The following is an 18,239-nucleotide window of genomic DNA, read 5'->3' as shown; positions in this document are numbered from 1 at the left end:
CGAATTGCGACGTACATAGTGGCGGCGAGCGGTTACTGTCCAGGCCATTGTGATCTCCATCGAATGTAAGCAATCCGATTGGATCATAACCTACTGTAATCGCTCAACCCTTTTTGGAACAGGCTCTTAAGGTGAGCCGATATTTACTTACGGAATCGGGTACCCTACCATCATTATAGGCAAATCGTTCCTCAAGAAGATACCAGCGTGACGGCTCGCGAAGTCGATAATCCGGAGTGTTAATTATTTCAGTCAAGCTTTCAGCACGAACACCCAAACCTGTTCTTGGAGCCCAAACGTCAGCTTCGACAAACGCGCCAATTGCCAAATCCGTTTGACTGCTATCAATATGAATTTGAGAATCGTTAAGTGCTTTTTGATCTGTTAAAATGAGGTTTAATGTTGCAAGCATTGATGCGTCTGCAATGCGCAAACGCCATCGCCCATCGGCTTGTAATTCCGAATTCTTGTATATCGGTATTAATTGGTCGAAGGTAATACTCGGCATTTTATTCTTGTTCGCGTTCGAGTTCTTCGATTAAGTCTGCAGGCAAATCTCTAATCAGTATAGTCTTTTTTTCGCCGTTATAGACGATCTTCTTCTGGGCGAGTGCACTTCGATCGAATTCTATTCGCCAGTGTTGCGTCTTCGCCCGGAATTTGACGAGTGTTTTAAGAACCCGATCGTTCGGAATGAATCCATCTGAGAGCCCCTGTTCCTGAACCAGAGCTAATGCTAAATCATTTGGATTTTCTGGGAACAATTCATTCGAAAATACCTCGAAATCGATGGGAGACCCTGACCGAATGTGTCTTTCGCAGATCTCAAAGGCCTTTTTCAGAAATTTCTCTTTATCTTTAACGATGCCATTGGTCGGATCTGAAAAGTCTCGCAAAATGCGAATTAAAGTCTTGGTATCCTCTTGGTCTTGAACGGCAGTATCACATCCCAGAAATTCCTTGAAATATTCCGCTACGTTGCCTTTTCCTTTCAAGAAACCGATGTAACGGTCGGCTCCTGCAAGCCAGGCGGTAATGTTCACACGACCCGCAAATCGGAAACCGCTTAAATCCAGATGCTTGATATCGGCAATGTCCAAATCATTTGTAAGTGCCGCACCTAGTTTCTCAGTGATAATTGCGACCAACAGGTAGACCTGTTTATCTTTCTCAATATGAGCAAAGAGCACGTGTCCGCCCGTGGAACCCGACTTTAGCTTTGCTTGATAAGCCAATGTGTCCATTAGCTTCTTAGTAATTTCAGAGAAGTTATTATAGTTATTGTCTTTCAAATTTTTTATGAACGTTTGTGCTGGATAGTTCTCTATCGGCTCAGAAAACTTCCCATGAGCTTTTGCTGATTTACTCGCATAGAGCCCGTGGATCTCGGTCACAACGCGAACTACTGTTTTGGACAGCTTTAGCTTTTTCTTGCCGATTTTAATTTCGAAGTTGCCTAAATCATTCCGCCGCAAACCATGTAATGCGACTTGAATTATTTTATCTGCCATAGAATCTACCCCCACAAATGCCAGCTTCTTGCGTTTCTGAATTCATTCTTGCAAAAATTCAAGGCGTAATGGTTCTAGATATCTGTTCCTGTGATCAAGGGGCTGGAAGTTGACCGAACGTGTCAGTGGACGCGTAATTGAATAAACTTCCCTATTTTGCCATCCGCCCAAAAACCGTGTCCCTTGCAACAAAGCAAGCGATCATTGCCTGAGTTTAACTCAGGGAGGACACTATGGAACTGGAATGGGATATTTTTGGAGAAGATGCACAGATAATTCTTGATGCCGAAATACCGGTTGTGCAGGGAGAGGCTTATTTCTCTAGCCTGAAATATCGGGACAGCATGTATCGCGTTTCTAGGTTGCGGATTTTGGACTTAGATACTGAATTTGCTTATTCCGTTTTTGGGTATTTTGAATTGACGGATGCCATCGACTTGGCGATGAAATTGCCTCCTGCCAGAGCCGAGTTGGACGGTTTACGTTTATCTTGTACTGAGACGAGCACGGTCGAACTGGGCGAACTAGGCAGACATTATGGAAGATACTGTGTCGGAAATCACCTGTACCGTGTGGAGCATTCCGGACAAACTGACATTCCTGTCGGGACACTTTTTGAGCATTTGGGTCTTGGGATAAGGCCGTGTGATCCCGCACAGGCAACTAGAGCTGAATTCGATGAACATGCTGCCTTGAGAGCCAGAGATGCACCGGTAGAGCCAGAGAGCCGTAGTCTCGGGTTGCCAGATGGTCCGCGCTGTTTATAGCCTTGGCTACCGGGAAATTCCAAGCAAACGCCATATACCGATATTTTGAGGCTACGGAGAAACGGTTAACATCGTTTCACGTTCGCCATTTATCACTTTCAATGCACTTAGCCTTCCAGACACGTATGCGCCGCTGTCGAGGTTGATACGGTTGGGATGGCGCTCAGGTTGGAAATTGTCGGTTATGGTGTGACCGTGAACCACTGTGTATCCGTGGTCGCCTTCAAAATCGAGAAACCCTTCTCTGATCCAGCGAAGATCTTTTTCTTTCTGCTCCGCTATCGTGACCCCAGGTCGAATGCCTGCGTGAACGAAAAGGTATTGACCTTCGATCACATAGCTGACGGATTCTTTTAGGGCTCTTAAATGGCGTGGATAGAGCTCTTCGAATTCATCCAAGATTAAACTGGAATTCTCATAACCGAGGAACGAGTACGAGCAAAATGTAGTGTCGCCGCCCTGCTTCTTCCAATGTTCCAGCACGCGGTCACTGTTTTCATCGCACGCCAAAACTCTGAGCAGTAATTCTTCATGGTTTCCCTGGATCAAAAAACTGCCGGGGAGAGTGTCAAGTGTATGGCAGACCAATTCCATGGCGGCGCGACTATTGGAGCCGCGATCAATTATATCGCCCAGGAAGATGACCCGATACGGCTCTCCGTCAGCATCTGCCTCGATCGTTGATAGCATTTTCTGCAGTAGATCGGCGCAACCGTGTACATCGCCGATGGCGTACGTAAGTTTCAAGATGGCCCCCAATATGCTAGGCATCCTGTGCCTACTCAGTAATCGCAATTGAGAGCATTGAGAGAGATAGACCAAGACGTCAAGGCTTCGACGCAATTGAAGCATGCGTATCGCTCCTGAGTTGCCAGCGATTCTTGACGGTATGAGCTCAATGGGGGATAGCTTGACCACCGGGATATCCGAAGTAGTTGATCTATAACTGTTTTGAGGAATTGCGGAGAAAGACGTGAAACAGGGTGCGAATTTTTCTGTGAGCATTAGGCTCGCTCGCATCATGGGTGAAATTTATCGCACCAGAGAGGGACTTGCCGGAAAAACAAAAGACATAGCTGGAAAATGACCAAGAACGCGCTCAGTGAGATGGCAATTATAACAAATGTCCATGCAACAGGCCCCGAAACGACATCACTTTGTACCAAAGATGCTTCAAAAGCACTTCCTTACTGACGACGGCGGGTTATGGGCATATGACCATCGACGTACGGAACAAAAAGTATGGTATGGGAAACCCGATAATCTGTTTTTGCGAGGGCACCTATACAGTCATTTAAACGGGGACGGCAGCAAGGATGCGGAGTTGGAAACTCAATTTAGCCGATTGGAATCCGCCACCGCGCCAATTATCGATAAAATATTAGCTGCGGCAAGGATGTGGAGGACGCCACAGCTAACCGTATCTGAACGAGCGAACTGGGATCTGTTTCTCTACCAGCAATTTCGACGCGTACCTGATTTTTATGCATCGCTTCTCACCGAGGAGCAGCATAAAGGGACGGTCGAAGCCCATATCGATACGTTCCACAGGAAAGTCCGACCGGTAACCAATAAAGAGCGCAGCGATACGCTAGATCCATCAAATCTTGAAAAATTATATCGCAATCTTAGAGTTTCATCACTTAAATCAATCAGCAGGAATGTTTTAGAGACTATAGCAGGCCGAGGGCTCGCGGTCTGTCGCGTACCCAACCCGAAGAAATCGTTCATCTTGGGCAGTCGTCCGGTGATAAAACTGACGCCGCCTGAAACAAACGACCTCTGTAACCCGCGTGTGGAATTATGGCTTGCAGTCGCGCCAGATGTCATGATTGGGGTCGGACCGTTGGATGAACGTGAGATCATTGTCGACATCAACGATAGAAATCTCCGACTGTTGAACGAAGCCGTCGCTGCACAGAGTTCGCAGATTGTTGGTCGCTCAATGCTTTTGGTTGCATCGCTTGCGCCGCATGTTGGTCGCAAGATTGGAAAATGATGACAACAACGAATTATCCTACTATGGTCCAATAAAAAGCAGTCACAAATGTGCGACGCACATGATGCCGTCAGTTCCCTCGGGAAGGAATTCAACTGCCAGAATGCGCTAGTTGTTAGTTTGTGATAATCGCTAGCTGCCTTTAAGGCCAAAGAGACTCTAGGGACATCGCGCGTCAGTCGGCGTTGGTTGGATCTTCACGCTCCACTCATGGCTCTGGCCACCTCAAGCTGACCTTTGGCATATTTTTCCACGATTCGGACCGCTTCATCACACGCATCACGCAGTTCGTCCGGACTAGGAGTCTCATCGTAATAAGTACCATGAGACAGATTATTGATGAGGACGCTCTTGATCTCGAAGCCTTCTTCTCCCGCGAGATAACTTATGTAGTTTGACAGACTGTCACATTTATCAGGGTGGCAGAAGCGACCTACGGCTTCCAAAACGCAACGTATAGCGTGCCCTGTCGTATGAGAAGGTTCTGCTCCGTGATGTACGTTGACTATCTCCCGCAGATGCTCTTCGAAGGGGGCGACGTACTTCTTCAGCTTTGACAACTGGTGAGAAGCCCCGGTCTTATACAGGAAAAAGGCGGCTTCATCTTTGATGACTCGGTTCGTGACGCAGATATTGTAGAAATAGCTACTATGGGTAAAGACCAAAAGATCAGGTCTCAGGTGGCCTTTTTTTATATCCGCTGGATTGATCGAGACTTCGCCTATCGAAGAAATGCTCAAGTGCTTAAGCGTCTGTGCAATAGCAAAGACATAGTCATAAGACATGGATGTAATCGGATCATCGAACACCAGAAAAATTTTTGCGTAGTCGGAGGTCGCTTTTACTTTCTTATGAACACACGCGATAAAATAGCAGAAGGCGATCACAGTCTTTTCGCCGTCACTCAGGGTTCTGCTTGGCCCTCGCGCCATCTCGCGATTTTCTCGCCGAAGAGTGAATGATGCTTTGTCGAAAGTATATTTATGACCGAAGAAGCTAGTCACGAGGGCTTCGAATGTCGCAGCGACCCGGTCGCGAGCGCTATCCGAAAGTTGAGATTTCTTAAGCGAAGCGAGGTCTTCCGAGGCTAGTCGCACATCACCCTCTCGTGCTCGAATAGCTTCGAATGAAGTCCAGTTTGATCGCACAAAGTCGATAACGAAAACAGAGCAAGCTTCCCGATGAAGATTTCGCCGTTCAGTGTCAGAAGCTTTGATCGCCATCGCCAGTGCGGAGAACGTTTTATTGATCTCATCGATCATTGTATGCAGTGTCTGGAATAAGGAAAGCGGATCACCTGTTGGAAGGACGACTTCCTTGCTTGGGTTTCTTCCCTTCTGCTCAATGGTATCAGCCAATTCACCCAGATATTTGTCTATAGCCTCGATTTGGGTTGAAAGATTGGGTACTGAAACGCTCGCTTGTGACGGTACCAACTTCCTTAACCGGTCGTATTTGATTAGGTTTCTGGCTACAGACCTTTCACATTGAGAAAGGGCATCTCTAAGGCCTTTAATCCACGTCCAATCTTTGCGAAGTGCTGCTTTATGCCCACCTTCTGCATCTGCATAGAAAGCTATGTACGAGGCGATTAGGTCTTTGGCGGGCGGGTGCACGATGGATTGTTCACAGAAAGGGCAGCAATCGTGCGCATCCTTCTGAATGATGTCGACTCCAGTTTCGATAAACTCAGGGTTCGCGGCGATCTTGGATTTGATTTCGTCGGCAACTGTCGAGGGAGAGGTGATCTTAGCGATATTTTCGGAGGTGGCATTTAAAAACGCGGGGTCGAAAAGCGGTTTGCTTATATCATCCGGATAGTCAGGTTCGGCGGGGACGCTTTTGAGTCTATCAAGATCGTTTAGAACATCCCCGAAAGATCGCGCAGCCTGCTCTGGTAAAGTTGTGTGCGTCGTTAAAAGGGTGGCCAAGTCTATGTCGCCGTATTCTCTGAGGCGCTTATTTACGCTAGCCTTCGAAGCGAGTTGCTGGTCTTTGAGCTGTAGCGTTCGCTGTTCTAGCCGTTCTCTTATTTCTTTCAAATGAGATTCCGCCCGCGCCAGAGTCTCCTCTGCATCCTTGGTGCTGATTATCGACTGGTCTAGGCTTATTTTGCTCTCGATATTGCCGTTGACGACAAAATTTGATTGTCGAAGTTCGGCGTGAACGAAATCATCGGAGAAGACATGGAAAATGCGGTCGCTGACGTCGGGAGTGACCCGCGATGTAGTTGAGCTCAATGTGAGTTTGCAGATATTGATGCCGCCCCGCGAAAGCTCGAAAAAACCATCTCCGTTCGTGGATTCTTCGGCAAGGAGATTAATCAGCGCGTCTTGGATATCTTCGCCATCCCCGTGAAGGTCAAGGTACCTGAGTGCACGAGTAAGAAATGATTTCCCCGTACCGTTTCGGGCATAAACTAGGTTTTGAGCATGCTTACTTAGGTCAGCATCTAAACTACCGACAGGGCCGAGCCAATTAGCTCGCATGTGAAGACATGCCTTTGGCGCAGACGACATTAGAATCACCCCCATTATTTATAGGCTAACAAGGGTGCGGCTAACCGTCTATTAATGAAAACGATGCCGAGTTTATGGTAGCCGATATAATTTGGCCATGAGTTTTCGAGTGCAATCGCAATATCGAACTTCACCGACACGCCCGTAGATCGCGAAGTAGAACTGTTGAATGCAAACGGTCTGCTTCCCGTTAATTCGATGATTTTCCCGAACTGGACAAATCAAATGCAACGAAATGCCCATACCAAGGCGCAGGGGGACAAACCACGGCGGCGTTTACATAAGGGCAGGTCCATGCTCCCTCACAAATTAGTTTAATTTTGACGTTTACGGAAACGTCAAAGTGCGCTAGTTTTGCCAAGAAGTTGGACTCTCGTCATCGGTTTTTGAGTTGCGGGAGCTTCAGAAGTGGCAAAATGGCTGGTTTTTTGAGTTTTTGGCCCCATTTTTGACATGGAGATTACTCTGTCACGCATTTGAGCACTTCGTATGACAGACGTACCAAACACGCAGTTGGAAGCCTGTTTCGCTTCATGCGGGACTGAGCGGGTTATTGATTTGGAGGATTTCGATGCCGAGCTATCGCGCGCCAGTTGAGGATACAAATTTCGTTCTCAATGACGTTTTGAATTATCAGCGTTATAATAATTTGCCGGGCTTTGCTGACGCATCGCCTGATGTGGTCGAGGCGATCCTGTCCGAAGGCGCGAAGCTTGCCGAGGGCACGCTGTTTCCTGTCAATCATTCAGGCGACAGGCAAGGCTGCGTTCGCGCATCCGATGGCTCGGTGAAAACCCCTGAGGGCTTCAAAGCCGCTTATGACCAGTATCGCGAAGGTGGCTGGCTCGGTTTGGCCGTGCCTGAACAATATGGCGGGCAGGGGCTTCCTTATCTGCTGCATACAGCGGTTGGTGAATATATGTCGTCAGCCAATATGGCGCTGACCATGTATCCGGGCCTGACGCAGGGTGCGATTGCCGCGATCCTGACCCACGGTACGGATGCGCAAAAAGACACCTATCTGCCAAAGATGGTGGAAGGCACATGGACCGGCACCATGAACCTGACCGAGCCGCATTGCGGAACGGATCTGGGTCTTCTGCGCACCAGTGCAACGCCGCAGGATGATGGTTCATACAAGATTTCCGGCCAGAAGATTTTCATCTCGGCTGGCGAACATGACATGTCGGAGAACATTATCCATCTGGTGTTGGCGCGTATCGATGGTGCACCGGAAGGTGTGAAAGGCATTTCGCTGTTCATCGTGCCGAAGTTCATTCTGGATGCTGATGGCAATCCGGGTGCGCGCAATGGTGTGTCGTGTGGTTCCATCGAAGAGAAGATGGGCATCCACGGCAATGCTACCTGTGTTATGAACTATGACGATGCGACAGGCTTCCTGATTGGTGAAGCGCATAAGGGCCTGCGCGCCATGTTCACCATGATGAATGAAGCGCGGCTTGGTGTTGCGCTTCAGGGGCTTTCGATTGCCGAAACTGCCTATCAGAACGCCGCGATTTATGCACGTGAGCGCATTCAGGGCCGCGCGCTTTCAGGTGTGAGCGCACCCGATAAGAAGGCTGATCCGATCATCGTGCATCCGGATATTCGTCGCAACCTGATGAATATCCGCGCTTATAACGAATCCGGGCGTGCACTCATTCTCTGGACGGCGTTGAACTCCGATATTGCCCATCGTTCCGGCGATGAAGCAGAGCGCCAGGCTGCGGATGATCTCGTGGGGCTTTTGACGCCTGTGCTGAAAGGTGTTCTGACCGACAAAGGGTTTGAACACGCTGTCATGGCGCAGCAGGTGTTCGGTGGTCACGGCTATATCGAAGAGCATGGCATGAGCCAATATGTGCGCGATGCGCGCATTGCCATGATTTATGAAGGTGCCAACGGTATTCAGGCGCTCGATCTGGTTGGCCGCAAGCTTGCGCTGAATGGTGGCCGTGCGATCACTGCTTTCTTTAAGGAAGTGGGCGAGTTCTGCGAAGCCAATCGTGAGAATGAAAAGCTCACATTCTTCACCAAGCATCTGAAGAAGGGCGTCAATGATCTTCAAGCCGCCACAATGTGGCTGATGCAGAACGCGATGGCAAAGCCTGACAATGCCGGTGCAGCATCCAATGATTATATGCACCTGTTTGGTCTGGTGGCACTTGGTTACATGTGGGCGCGCATGGCGAAGGTTGCAGAAGAAAAGCTGGCAGCGGGTGAAGGCAATAAGGCCTATCTTGAAGCCAAACTTATCACGGCACGCTACTATTTCGAGCGGATCATGCCGGAAAGTGTGGCGCATCTTGCACGTATCCAGTCAGGTGCGGATAGCATGATGGCGCTCAACGCAGACACATTTTGAGTGAGAGATCAGGCTGGACTTTCGGGTTCAGCGGGAAGGAGATAAAATGGCTGAGGCTTATATTTACGATCACGTTCGCACACCGCGCGGACGTGGCAAGAAAGACGGCAGTCTGCATGAAGTGCCTGCCGTTCGTCTGGGCGCGAAGGTTCTGGAATCCTTGCGCGACCGCAACGGCATCGATACGGCAAAGGTCGATGACATTATTTTCGGCTGTGTTGATCCTGTTGGCGAAGCGGGTGCCGTTATTCCGCGTTCATCGGCTTTTGAAGCCGGTTATGATTTCAAGGCGCCGGGTATTCAGATTTCGCGTTTCTGTGCGTCAGGTCTTGATGCGATCAACCTTGCAGCGGCTAAGATTGCGTTCGGTGCCGACGATCTGGTGATCGCGGGTGGCGTTGAAAGCATGTCCCGTGTTGGCATGGGTATGTCGGGCGGTGCCTGGTACATGGATCCATCCGTCGGTTTCCCGGGCTATTTTATGCCGCAGGGCGTCTCCGCTGATCTAATCGCCACGAAATACGGCTTCTCGCGTGATGACGTCGACGCTTATGCTGTCGAAAGCCAGAAGCGAGCAGCAAAATCGTGGGAAAAGGGTTATTTCAAGCATTCAGTTATTCCGATCAAGGATCAGAATGGCCTTACCATTCTTGATCATGATGAGCATATGCGCCCTGGCACTGATATGCAGGCGCTCGGTCAGCTCAACCCATCCTTCGTGATGCCCGGTGAAATGGGCGGCTTCAATGCCGTTGGCATTCAAGCGCATCCAGAAGTCGAAACCATCAATCACGTGCACCATGCAGGTAACTCGTCTGGCATTGTTGATGGTGCAGCAGGCGTTCTCGTTGGCTCGAAGAAGGCTGGCAAAGCCTTCGATATCAAGCCGCGCGCCCGTATTCGTGCTTTTGCCAATATCGGCTCCGAACCAGCACTGATGCTGACTGGTCCGGTTGATGTCACGGAAAAGCTCCTCAAACAGGCCAAGATGAAAATCTCGGACATTGATCTGTTCGAGTTGAACGAAGCCTTCGCTGCTGTGGTTCTGCGTTACATGCAGGCCTTCGACATTTCGCACGACAAGATCAACGTCAATGGCGGCGCGATTGCGCTGGGCCATCCGCTTGGCGCAACCGGCGCGATGATCCTCGGCACTGTGCTGGATGAACTGGAGCGCCGCGACCTCAATGTGGCACTGGTCACTTTGTGCATCGGTGCAGGCATGGGTACGGCCACGATCATTGAGCGCGTGTAAGGAGAGGAGGCGAATATGGCTTATGTAAATTTCAAAGTTGAAACCGATGCTGATGGCATTGCCCTCGTCACATGGGACATGCCTGAAAAGTCGATGAATGTTTTCACCGTCGAGGTGATGCAGGAACTGAATGCTATCATCGATGCGACGACCGCTGACGAAAAGGTCAAGGGCGTCGTCATCACGTCCGGCAAGGAAACTTTTTCAGGCGGCGCTGATCTGACCATGCTCGAAGGCATGTTCAAGGAATTTCAGAAGCAAAAAGCCAAGGACAGCCAAGCTACCGTTCAGTCGTTGTTCGACAATGTCGGTCGGATGGGCGGATTGTTCCGCAAGCTTGAAACCTCTGGCAAGCCATGGGTCTCAGCCATTAACGGCACATGCATGGGCGGCGCGTTTGAAATGTCGCTTGCCTGCCATGCTCGTGTTGCATCGGATGCACCGGGCGTGAAGATGGGCCTGCCGGAAGTGAAAGTCGGCCTGTTTCCCGGGGCTGGCGGCACGCAGCGTGTTCCGCGCCTTGCCAACCAGCAGGACGCTTTGCAGATGATGACAACTGGCTCAAGCCTGAGCGCGCAGCGCGCCAAGGCGATGGGGCTTGTTACTGAAGTCGCTCCGGCCAAGAAGCTGGTCGAAACCGCCAAGAAGCTGATCAAGGGCGGTCTTAAGCCTGTTCAGCCATGGGATGAAAAGGGATTCAAACTGCCAGGCGGCGCGATCTATTCGGCTGCCGGTGCAAATCTCTGGCCTGCTGCAACCGCCATTCTGCGTCGCGAAACCTCCGGCAATTATCCGGCGGCACTCGCTATTCTGAAATCGGTTTATGAAGGCCTTCTTGTGCCGTTCGACACCGGCCTTAAGATCGAGCAGCGCTATTTCACTGAAATTCTTCAGACGACCGAAGCGGGTATGATGATCCGTTCGCTCTTCGTGTCGTTGCAGGAATTGAACAAGGGCGCACGCCGTCCTGTGGATGAAAAGCCAACCAAGTTCAAGAAGATCGGCGTCATTGGCGCTGGCTTCATGGGTGCAGGCATTGCCTATGTGACAGCCAAGGCTGGCATTCCGGTGGTGCTGATCGATCGTGATCAGGAATCCGCTGATAAGGGCAAGGCGCATACGGCTGACCTTATCACCAAGGAAATGCAGAAGGGCCGCGCGACCGAAGCAGACAAGGAAAAGCTCCTGTCGCTTATCACGGCAACGCCTGACTATGCGCAGCTCGAAGGTGCCGATCTGGTGATCGAAGCCGTGTTCGAGGACCGCGAAGTCAAGCGTGTGGCGACCGAAAAGGCGGAGGAAGTTCTCAAGGCAACGGCGATTTTTGCATCCAATACTTCAACTTTGCCAATCACTGGCCTTGCGAAAGTCTCCAAGCGTCCGAAGAACTTCATTGGCATTCACTTCTTCTCGCCCGTCGACAAGATGATGCTGGTGGAAGTCATCCTCGGCAAGAAGACGTCCGACAAGGCGTTGGCTGTTGCCCTTGATTATGTTCGTGCAATCAAGAAGACGCCGATTGTTGTCAACGATACACGCGGTTTCTACGTCAATCGCTGCGTGCTGCGCTATATGTCGGAAGCCTACAACATGATCGTTGAAGGTGTCCCTGCTGCGATGATCGAAAATGCCGCCCGTATGGCCGGTATGCCGGTTGGTCCGCTTGCGCTCAACGATGAAACGGCAATTGACCTCTCGCAGAAAATCCTCAAGGCAACATTGGCTGATCTTGGCGAGAAGGCTGTCGATCCGCGTCATGTGGAACTGGTGGATAAGCTCGTCAACGAGTTCGACCGCAAGGGCCGCAAGAACGGCAAGGGCTTTTACGAATATCCAGCCAAGCCTGCCAAGAAGCATCTTTGGCCGGGACTGAAAGACCTTTATCCGCAACAGAACCCCGATAAAATCGACGTGAAGGAGCTGAAAGAGCGCTTCCTTGTGACGATTGCTCTGGAGGCCGCGCGTGTGATGGAAGAAGGCATTGTCACTGATCCGCGTGAAGCCGATGTCGGTTCCATTCTGGCCTTTGGTTTTGCCCCTTATACCGGAGGCACGCTTTCCTATATCGATGGTATGGGCGCGAAGAAATTCGTCAAACTTGCCAAGGAGTTGCAGCGCAAATACGGCCAGCAATTCAAAGCGCCGAAACTGCTTGTCGATATGGCAGAAAATGGCGAAAGCTTCTATCAGCGCTTCAACCCTTATAAGGGCGAAGCAAAAAAAGCAGCCTGATCTGCTGCCTGACGATCTGTTTAAAAACGCGCGGCATTGTGATGCCGCGCGTTTTCATTTGTAAATAAGAAAATTTTCCCTGTAAAATCGCGCACCTTGTGTAAAATCAGATTTTCAGTTAAATTTGGCACAAGTTAAGATAAATTATTAGGTTTAAAATCCTCTTTGGCGGGTTGTAACAATGTTTTCTCATGAGAGCGTATGGGCTGCGATTGATGCCTTGGCGGAGCGCAATTCATTAAGTGCGTCTGGCCTTGCGCGCCGTGCTGGGCTTGATCCGACCACGTTCAATAAATCCAAGCGTTATGCTGCCGATGGTCGCGCCCGCTGGCCTTCAACTGAGTCGCTCGCTAAAGTCATGGAAGCCACAGGCGCAACATTCGATGAGTTTACTCGGCTTATCCGTGGTGAAATATCGACGCCAAATTACGGGGAATATCTGCAGGAGCCGAGTGCTATCCCGCTGCTTGGCTTGGCAGAAGCGGGCGGAGGCGGTTATTTTGACGATGCCGGATTTCCTGCTGGCCAAGGTTGGGATGTTGTGCAGTTTCCTGCTGCTCCAACCGATAATGTGTATGCGTTGGAAGTTTCCGGCGACTCGATGTTGCCGCTTTACCGGGATGGCGATACGTTGGTCGTAGCGCCCAACGCAGCGGTTCGCCGGGGTGATCGTGTGGTTGTTCGAACCAAAGACGGAGAGGTTATGGCTAAAATCCTGCATCGCCAGACACCGCGAACGATTGAACTTCATTCGTTCAATCCCGAGTTTCCCAATCGTTCCTTTGAGACCAAGGATATTGAGTGGATCGCCCGTATTTTATGGGCGAGTCAGTAATGACGAATATGCAACGTAAGAACCATGGTCGTATTGTTTTTGGTAGTTTTGCCGGTCTGACCGGTGCCATTCTCGTGGCAGCTTTTGTCGCGCCATTTTATGGCGCACTCGATCGTCCGGTCACTGTGGTCGAAAGCGGCGATGGTCAAAGCAAGCCGGATACCGGTTCGGGTAATGGAATTGTCGTTGAGCAGTTTGATTATAACGAACCCGCAAAGGATACAGGCGGCGATAATCCTGCCTCGCAAGAGATGCCTGCTGCTGAAAATGCGCCAAACACTGACGCGCAGTCCCCTGTCAATCAGGATGGCCAAGGCGGGCTTGAGCGTGAACCTGCGCGCCCACCTCTGAGTGATATGGGATTGGCGTCAACGCCAAAACCGCCGGAGCCAGCAGCCCCAGCCGCGCCGGTTGATGCGGGCGAGCCGATGCAGCTTCTGCAGCGTCCCGTAGCAATTGCAGCCGGGCGTCTTGAAAGTCAGGGACGCATTGTCGACTTGCAGGGCATTGATGTCACGCCGGTTGAGCAAAGCTGCCAGTCGGCAGCGGGTGAAAACTGGCCATGCGGTATGCAGGCCCGTACTGCATTCCGCCAGTGGCTTCGTGCGCGGGCGATTATGTGTCGTCTGCCGCAAAATGACAGCGGTGCGGCGATAGCGACCCAATGCAGCGTTGGCAGTGACGATCCTGCCTTATGGCTTGTCGCCAATGGTTGGGCCAAGGCCAGCGCAGGTGGTGCTTATGGGGAAGCGGGCAAGAAAGCCGAAGATGCAAAACTCGGCCTCTATGGGGATAAGCCGGAAACTTCTTTGCCGGAGCTGAATAACGCTCCGAGCCTGCCGATGATGATACCGCCGGATACGCCGCAACAACCGGTAACGCCGCAGCAGCTAGATGGTGCCTTTCCACCTGCACCACAGAATTAGAGCAAAAAAAAGCCTCGCCCGAAAATTCGGAACGAGGCTTTTTTACTTTACGAGCATTTACTTATGACAAGGTGCCTGCGAGGGCTTTTTTGATCAGGGCGCGGGTTTCGTCGATGCCGTAAAGGGCAACGAACGAACCAAAGCGCGGGCCACGTTCCTGGCCGATCAGGACCTCATAAAGCATCTGGAAGAACGAAACCGATACGCCTGGGCCCCCTTCAGGGCTCTTTTTGGTGTGATCCTGATAGCGTTCGATTGCACGGGCGACGTCCAGAATGGCGTTCTGAATGCCGGTGCCATCGGTATTGCTTGGCAAGGTCGCAAGTTTCGCATCAAGGCCTTCAAGTGCAGCGCGTTCCACATCATCAGGGGCGCGGAACTGTTTGGTTGGCTTGACGAAATCGTTGAAGTAGCGGATTGCATAGCCAACCAGCGCATCAAGTTCCGGGTTATTTTCTGGCGTAACACCCGGCACATGGCGCGAGATGAAGCCCCACAGAACGCTCGGGCTTTCCGCATTGGATGCACTCACCAGATTGAGCATCAGTGCGAATGTCACCGGCAGCTCAACCTTTGGTGGATTACCGTAATGGATATGCCAGACCGGATTGTTCAGACGGTCTTTCCATTCCTGACGGTTATAAGCTGACAGATAGGTGAAATATTCGTCCACCGCCTTCGGAATCACGTCAAAGTAGAGCTTCTTCGCGGTCTTCGGCTTCTGGAAGTTGTAGAGTGCAAGGCTTTCGGTTGGTGCATAGGCCAGCCATTCGTCAATCGCGATGCCGTTGCCCTTTGATTTTGAAATCTTCTGGCCGATCTGATCGAGGAAGAGCTCGTAAACAAAATGCTCTGGCGCACGACCGCCAAGAATTTCGCAGATGCGATCGTAAATACCGGCATTGGTCTGATGATCTTTGCCGAACATTTCAAAATCAACACCGAGCGCTGCCCAGCGCATACCGAAATCCGGCTTCCACTGTAGCTTCACGTTGCCGCCGGTAACGGGGAGTGTGGTTTCAACACCGTCTTCATCGTCAAAGGTGATGGTGCCGGCTTTAGCATCCACGCGCTTCATCGGCACGTAGAGCACGCGACCGGACTTTGGCGAAATTGGCAGAAACGGGCTATAGGTCGCCTGACGTTCTTCACCGAGCGTCGGCAGCATCACCTTCATGATGTCGTCATAGCGTTCGACTGCCTTGAGCAGTACGGCGTCGAACTTACCGGACTTATAATAGTCCGTTGCGCTGGCGAATTCATAGTCGAAGCCAAAAGTATCAAGGAAGCGGCAGAGCATGGCGTTATTATGCTCGGCAAAGCTCTTGTATTCGCCGCCAAACGGATTTGGCACGGCAGAAAGCGGTAATTGCAGATATGGCTCAAGGGCTGCTTTGTCCGGTACATTGTCCGGGATCTTACGCATACCGTCGAGATCGTCCGAGAAACAGATGAGGCGAGTCTTGACTTTATCACCAGTCAGAACGCGAAACGCGTGACGTACCATCGAGGTGCGTGCAACTTCGCCGAACGTGCCGATATGCGGCAGGCCCGATGGCCCATAGCCGGTCTCAAAAATCACGGTTTCAGGAAGCCCCGTCTTTTCGTAGCGCTTGAGGATTTTTCTTGCCTCTTCAAAAGGCCACGATTTCGCTTCCGCAGCCGCCGCGGTCAGTTCCGGGGTCAGCGTAATTTCGGGAAGGCGGTGCGAAGTCATGATTTTTTCCTGATGTCCTGTGAAGGGCTTTGTTTGATGAAGTTTTTCTGCACTCAGATGTGCTATTGCTCTATGGCGCGGCTAACCCCAGACGTCAATCTTTGCAGCGATAATTCCGAGTGAATTTCCTTGCGCAAGTCTCTCAGGCTTCCTAATTTTCGGCCAATGTGACCGAAATTGTGATTCCGGTTCACCTGTTGAGGAGCATTCGATGAATAAGATTTCCGCACACGACGCCCTAGTGTACATCATGGTGACAACGTCTGCCGCAGACACGTCGATGACCGATGCGGAAATGGCATCGATCAGCAATGTGGTTTCGCGCCTGCCGGTTTTTCAGGGTTTTGACTCTGCGCGGCTACCTAAAATTGCCAGCGATTGTTATGAGCTTCTGGCTTTCGAGGACGGGTTGGAGCGCATTCTCGACTTGGCGCATGAGGCATTGCCGGAAAAGCTCTATGATACTGCCTATGCACTGGCCGTTGAAGTGGCGGCGGCTGATCTGCATGTCGAGCAGGAAGAACTCGAGTTTCTTCAGATGCTGCGTGATCGCTGGACACTGGATGAATTGACCGTTGCAGCAATTGAGCGCAGCGCGCGCGTTCGATTCCGCAAGCTCTGAGTTGTTCTGAATGTAAACTGATAACGGGCGGGATTAACCCGCCCGTCGTATATGACGATCCGGTTTTAGCAGATGACTGGCACGCGTCGCGCTTTCCGCCATTCCAATGCGGTCCGCATCAGATGGGCAGCTTCTGCGAATGTGGCACTCTCTTTCCAGCGCTCCGTATGAATAAGGCTTGATGGAACGATGTCCCTCAATGCTTCAAGCGTATGGCGAGGGATTGTATCAGTGCAGCGCCAAAGACGTCGGAAAACAACGCTAATACGGGTAATCTTACCATTGATTGCTACGACCGGCTCTTCCATTTCGAGATTCCAGTCCTCATAAGCATCTACCGCATCCTGAAAGGCGTGATGCAGATAGATCGGTGCATGACCGTCATGAAGTGGGGGCAGCAAACTGGACATTCCTGTTTCCTCTCTTCCAATGGTGCTTCAGCTAAAGGCATTTACAGAAACTTCGATACAGAACTCCGCAAATGCAGTTGAAAAGAGCAGATTTCGGCTCTTTGGCTGTGTGCCGTATCAGTTTTCCTTCACGAAATACGACAACACATAATTAACCATGATCTATGCAAGGGAGGGTGTTTGGCAAGGAGAAAATTTCTTTTATAAAGCTCGAAAGGGAAAAACAGTTCTGGTTCTATGGTTGAATTTTTTCTGACACTATCCCTCATTATCGTGGGAGGAAGGACTGATCATCGGTGGTGGACAAAGACACATTGTTGGGTGGTCTGGTCTCGGTTGGATTGCATGGTGCAGTCCTTGCGCTGCTATTGTTCACATTTCCAATGTCAACGCATTCCGTCCAGCCTGAGGACGTGAAAGTCGAGCTGGTTCCGCCGCCATCAGACAGCCCATCACCTGCTCAAGAGAAAAATTCTGCCACTAAGGATAAGGCTGCCGCGCCCTATAAAGCGTTTGAAGCGGCTTCAGATGATAAGAAAGAAAACACCAAAACCGAGCCGAACAGGGCGTCTGAACAGCAAGGGGTTGATAGGCCTCAACCAGTTGATGGGGTATCGGAACGGTTTCAGGAGAAGACGTTTGGTGGCGAGCCAGTTCTGAGCACTGAAAAATCATCTTCCAGCCGAGCTGACTTGAAAAAGCAGGACGCGCCTATGATCAAGGCTAAGAAAATCTACTCAAAAGATGCTCTTGCAAATCCGCGTGTGAAACAGGCTTTAGGAAAGCTTTCTCCGACAGATCGTGTCATACAGATTTGTGGCATTGAGGCCTTGGAGCAAATCCGGCATCATCGACCGGACATCGTGCCTGATATGATGGCCCGAACAGGTGGAGCGCTGACAGAGACGAGTTTGAAGATGTCTGGAGGTGCCTTTCGAAGTCGTGCAAAATGGTACAATCTGGATTTCGATTGCACCATTAATCCAAAAGATATGGCGGTCTCGTCGTTCCAGTATGCGATTGGTGGCACGGTTCCTAAAAAAGACTGGTCTCGCAGAGAGTTGCCTGTTGATTAGCTTTC

The 18,239-nt window shown here is 50.8% G+C and carries 15 protein-coding genes; 9 read left to right on the top strand and 6 right to left on the bottom strand.

Annotated elements, in window-relative coordinates; genetic code table 11:
* Positions 1-103: 103 nt before the first annotated feature.
* Complete coding sequence (locus OPR82_RS09145) at positions 104-508, bottom strand: hypothetical protein (RefSeq protein WP_265984459.1); 405 nt, start codon at positions 506-508, stop codon at positions 104-106.
* A gap of 1 nt (position 509) precedes the next feature.
* The gene (locus OPR82_RS09140; protein ID WP_113533355.1) at positions 510-1,511 is read right to left on the bottom strand and encodes a nucleoid-associated protein; all 1,002 of its coding nucleotides are present in this window, start codon (positions 1,509-1,511) and stop codon (positions 510-512) included.
* 233 nt (positions 1,512-1,744) lie between these two features.
* Here OPR82_RS09140 and OPR82_RS09135 point away from each other — a divergent pair, with 233 nt between their 5' ends.
* Positions 1,745-2,278 (top strand): hypothetical protein, encoded by a 534-nt coding sequence (locus OPR82_RS09135; RefSeq protein ID WP_265984456.1) that lies wholly within the window; start codon positions 1,745-1,747, stop codon positions 2,276-2,278.
* A 51-nt stretch (positions 2,279-2,329) separates the two neighbouring features.
* On the opposite strand, the gene OPR82_RS09130 is transcribed toward OPR82_RS09135, so the two are convergent.
* Positions 2,330-3,025, bottom strand: a complete 696-nt coding sequence (locus tag OPR82_RS09130) for a metallophosphoesterase family protein (RefSeq protein ID WP_162762592.1) — start codon at positions 3,023-3,025, stop codon at positions 2,330-2,332.
* Positions 3,026-3,401: 376 nt separating this feature from the next.
* Between OPR82_RS09130 and OPR82_RS09125 the strand changes: the two genes are divergently transcribed.
* Complete coding sequence (locus tag OPR82_RS09125) at positions 3,402-4,277, top strand: DUF4238 domain-containing protein (RefSeq protein ID WP_113533358.1); 876 nt, start codon at positions 3,402-3,404, stop codon at positions 4,275-4,277.
* A gap of 197 nt (positions 4,278-4,474) precedes the next feature.
* On the opposite strand, the gene OPR82_RS09120 is transcribed toward OPR82_RS09125, so the two are convergent.
* Positions 4,475-6,796 (bottom strand): AAA family ATPase, encoded by a 2,322-nt coding sequence (locus OPR82_RS09120; RefSeq protein ID WP_162762593.1) that lies wholly within the window; start codon positions 6,794-6,796, stop codon positions 4,475-4,477.
* A gap of 571 nt (positions 6,797-7,367) precedes the next feature.
* Here OPR82_RS09120 and OPR82_RS09115 point away from each other — a divergent pair.
* The 5 genes from OPR82_RS09115 to OPR82_RS09095 all read left to right on the top strand — a co-directional run bounded on the left by OPR82_RS09115 (position 7,368) and on the right by OPR82_RS09095 (position 14,409).
* The gene (locus OPR82_RS09115) at positions 7,368-9,161 is read left to right on the top strand and encodes an acyl-CoA dehydrogenase C-terminal domain-containing protein (RefSeq protein WP_265984451.1); all 1,794 of its coding nucleotides are present in this window, start codon (positions 7,368-7,370) and stop codon (positions 9,159-9,161) included.
* 46 nt (positions 9,162-9,207) lie between these two features.
* On the top strand, positions 9,208-10,416 hold the full coding sequence (locus OPR82_RS09110) for an acetyl-CoA C-acetyltransferase (protein WP_265984448.1): 1,209 nt from the start codon (positions 9,208-9,210) through the stop codon (positions 10,414-10,416).
* A 15-nt stretch (positions 10,417-10,431) separates the two neighbouring features.
* A complete protein-coding gene (locus tag OPR82_RS09105) occupies positions 10,432-12,648 on the top strand; it encodes an FAD-dependent oxidoreductase (RefSeq protein WP_265984447.1) in 2,217 nt (738 codons plus the stop codon).
* A 181-nt stretch (positions 12,649-12,829) separates the two neighbouring features.
* The gene (locus tag OPR82_RS09100; protein ID WP_265984446.1) at positions 12,830-13,483 is read left to right on the top strand and encodes a S24 family peptidase; all 654 of its coding nucleotides are present in this window, start codon (positions 12,830-12,832) and stop codon (positions 13,481-13,483) included.
* Entirely contained in the window at positions 13,483-14,409 is a 927-nt protein-coding gene (locus tag OPR82_RS09095; protein ID WP_265984445.1) for a thermonuclease family protein, read from the top strand. The genes OPR82_RS09100 and OPR82_RS09095 overlap by 1 nt, the downstream gene beginning before the upstream one ends.
* 61 nt (positions 14,410-14,470) lie before the next feature.
* Here the strand turns inward: OPR82_RS09095 and OPR82_RS09090 are convergent, their stop codons facing one another.
* The gene (locus OPR82_RS09090) at positions 14,471-16,126 is read right to left on the bottom strand and encodes a lysine--tRNA ligase (protein WP_265984443.1); all 1,656 of its coding nucleotides are present in this window, start codon (positions 16,124-16,126) and stop codon (positions 14,471-14,473) included.
* 211 nt (positions 16,127-16,337) lie between these two features.
* Here OPR82_RS09090 and OPR82_RS09085 point away from each other — a divergent pair, with 211 nt between their 5' ends.
* A complete protein-coding gene (locus OPR82_RS09085; protein ID WP_265984441.1) occupies positions 16,338-16,748 on the top strand; it encodes a tellurite resistance TerB family protein in 411 nt (136 codons plus the stop codon).
* Positions 16,749-16,813: 65 nt separating this feature from the next.
* On the opposite strand, the gene OPR82_RS09080 is transcribed toward OPR82_RS09085, so the two are convergent.
* Complete coding sequence (locus OPR82_RS09080) at positions 16,814-17,158, bottom strand: BRA0787 family protein (RefSeq protein WP_265984439.1); 345 nt, start codon at positions 17,156-17,158, stop codon at positions 16,814-16,816.
* A gap of 296 nt (positions 17,159-17,454) precedes the next feature.
* Here OPR82_RS09080 and OPR82_RS09075 point away from each other — a divergent pair, with 296 nt between their 5' ends.
* The gene (locus OPR82_RS09075) at positions 17,455-18,234 is read left to right on the top strand and encodes a DUF930 domain-containing protein (RefSeq protein WP_265984438.1); all 780 of its coding nucleotides are present in this window, start codon (positions 17,455-17,457) and stop codon (positions 18,232-18,234) included.
* Positions 18,235-18,239 lie beyond the last annotated feature (5 nt).

The sequence above is a fragment of the Ochrobactrum chromiisoli genome, assembly GCF_026241335.1.
Lineage (GTDB): Bacteria > Pseudomonadota > Alphaproteobacteria > Rhizobiales > Rhizobiaceae > Brucella > Brucella chromiisoli.
The sequence above is the reverse complement of the archived record's forward strand: the minus strand, read 5'-3'. Positions and strand labels throughout refer to the sequence as shown.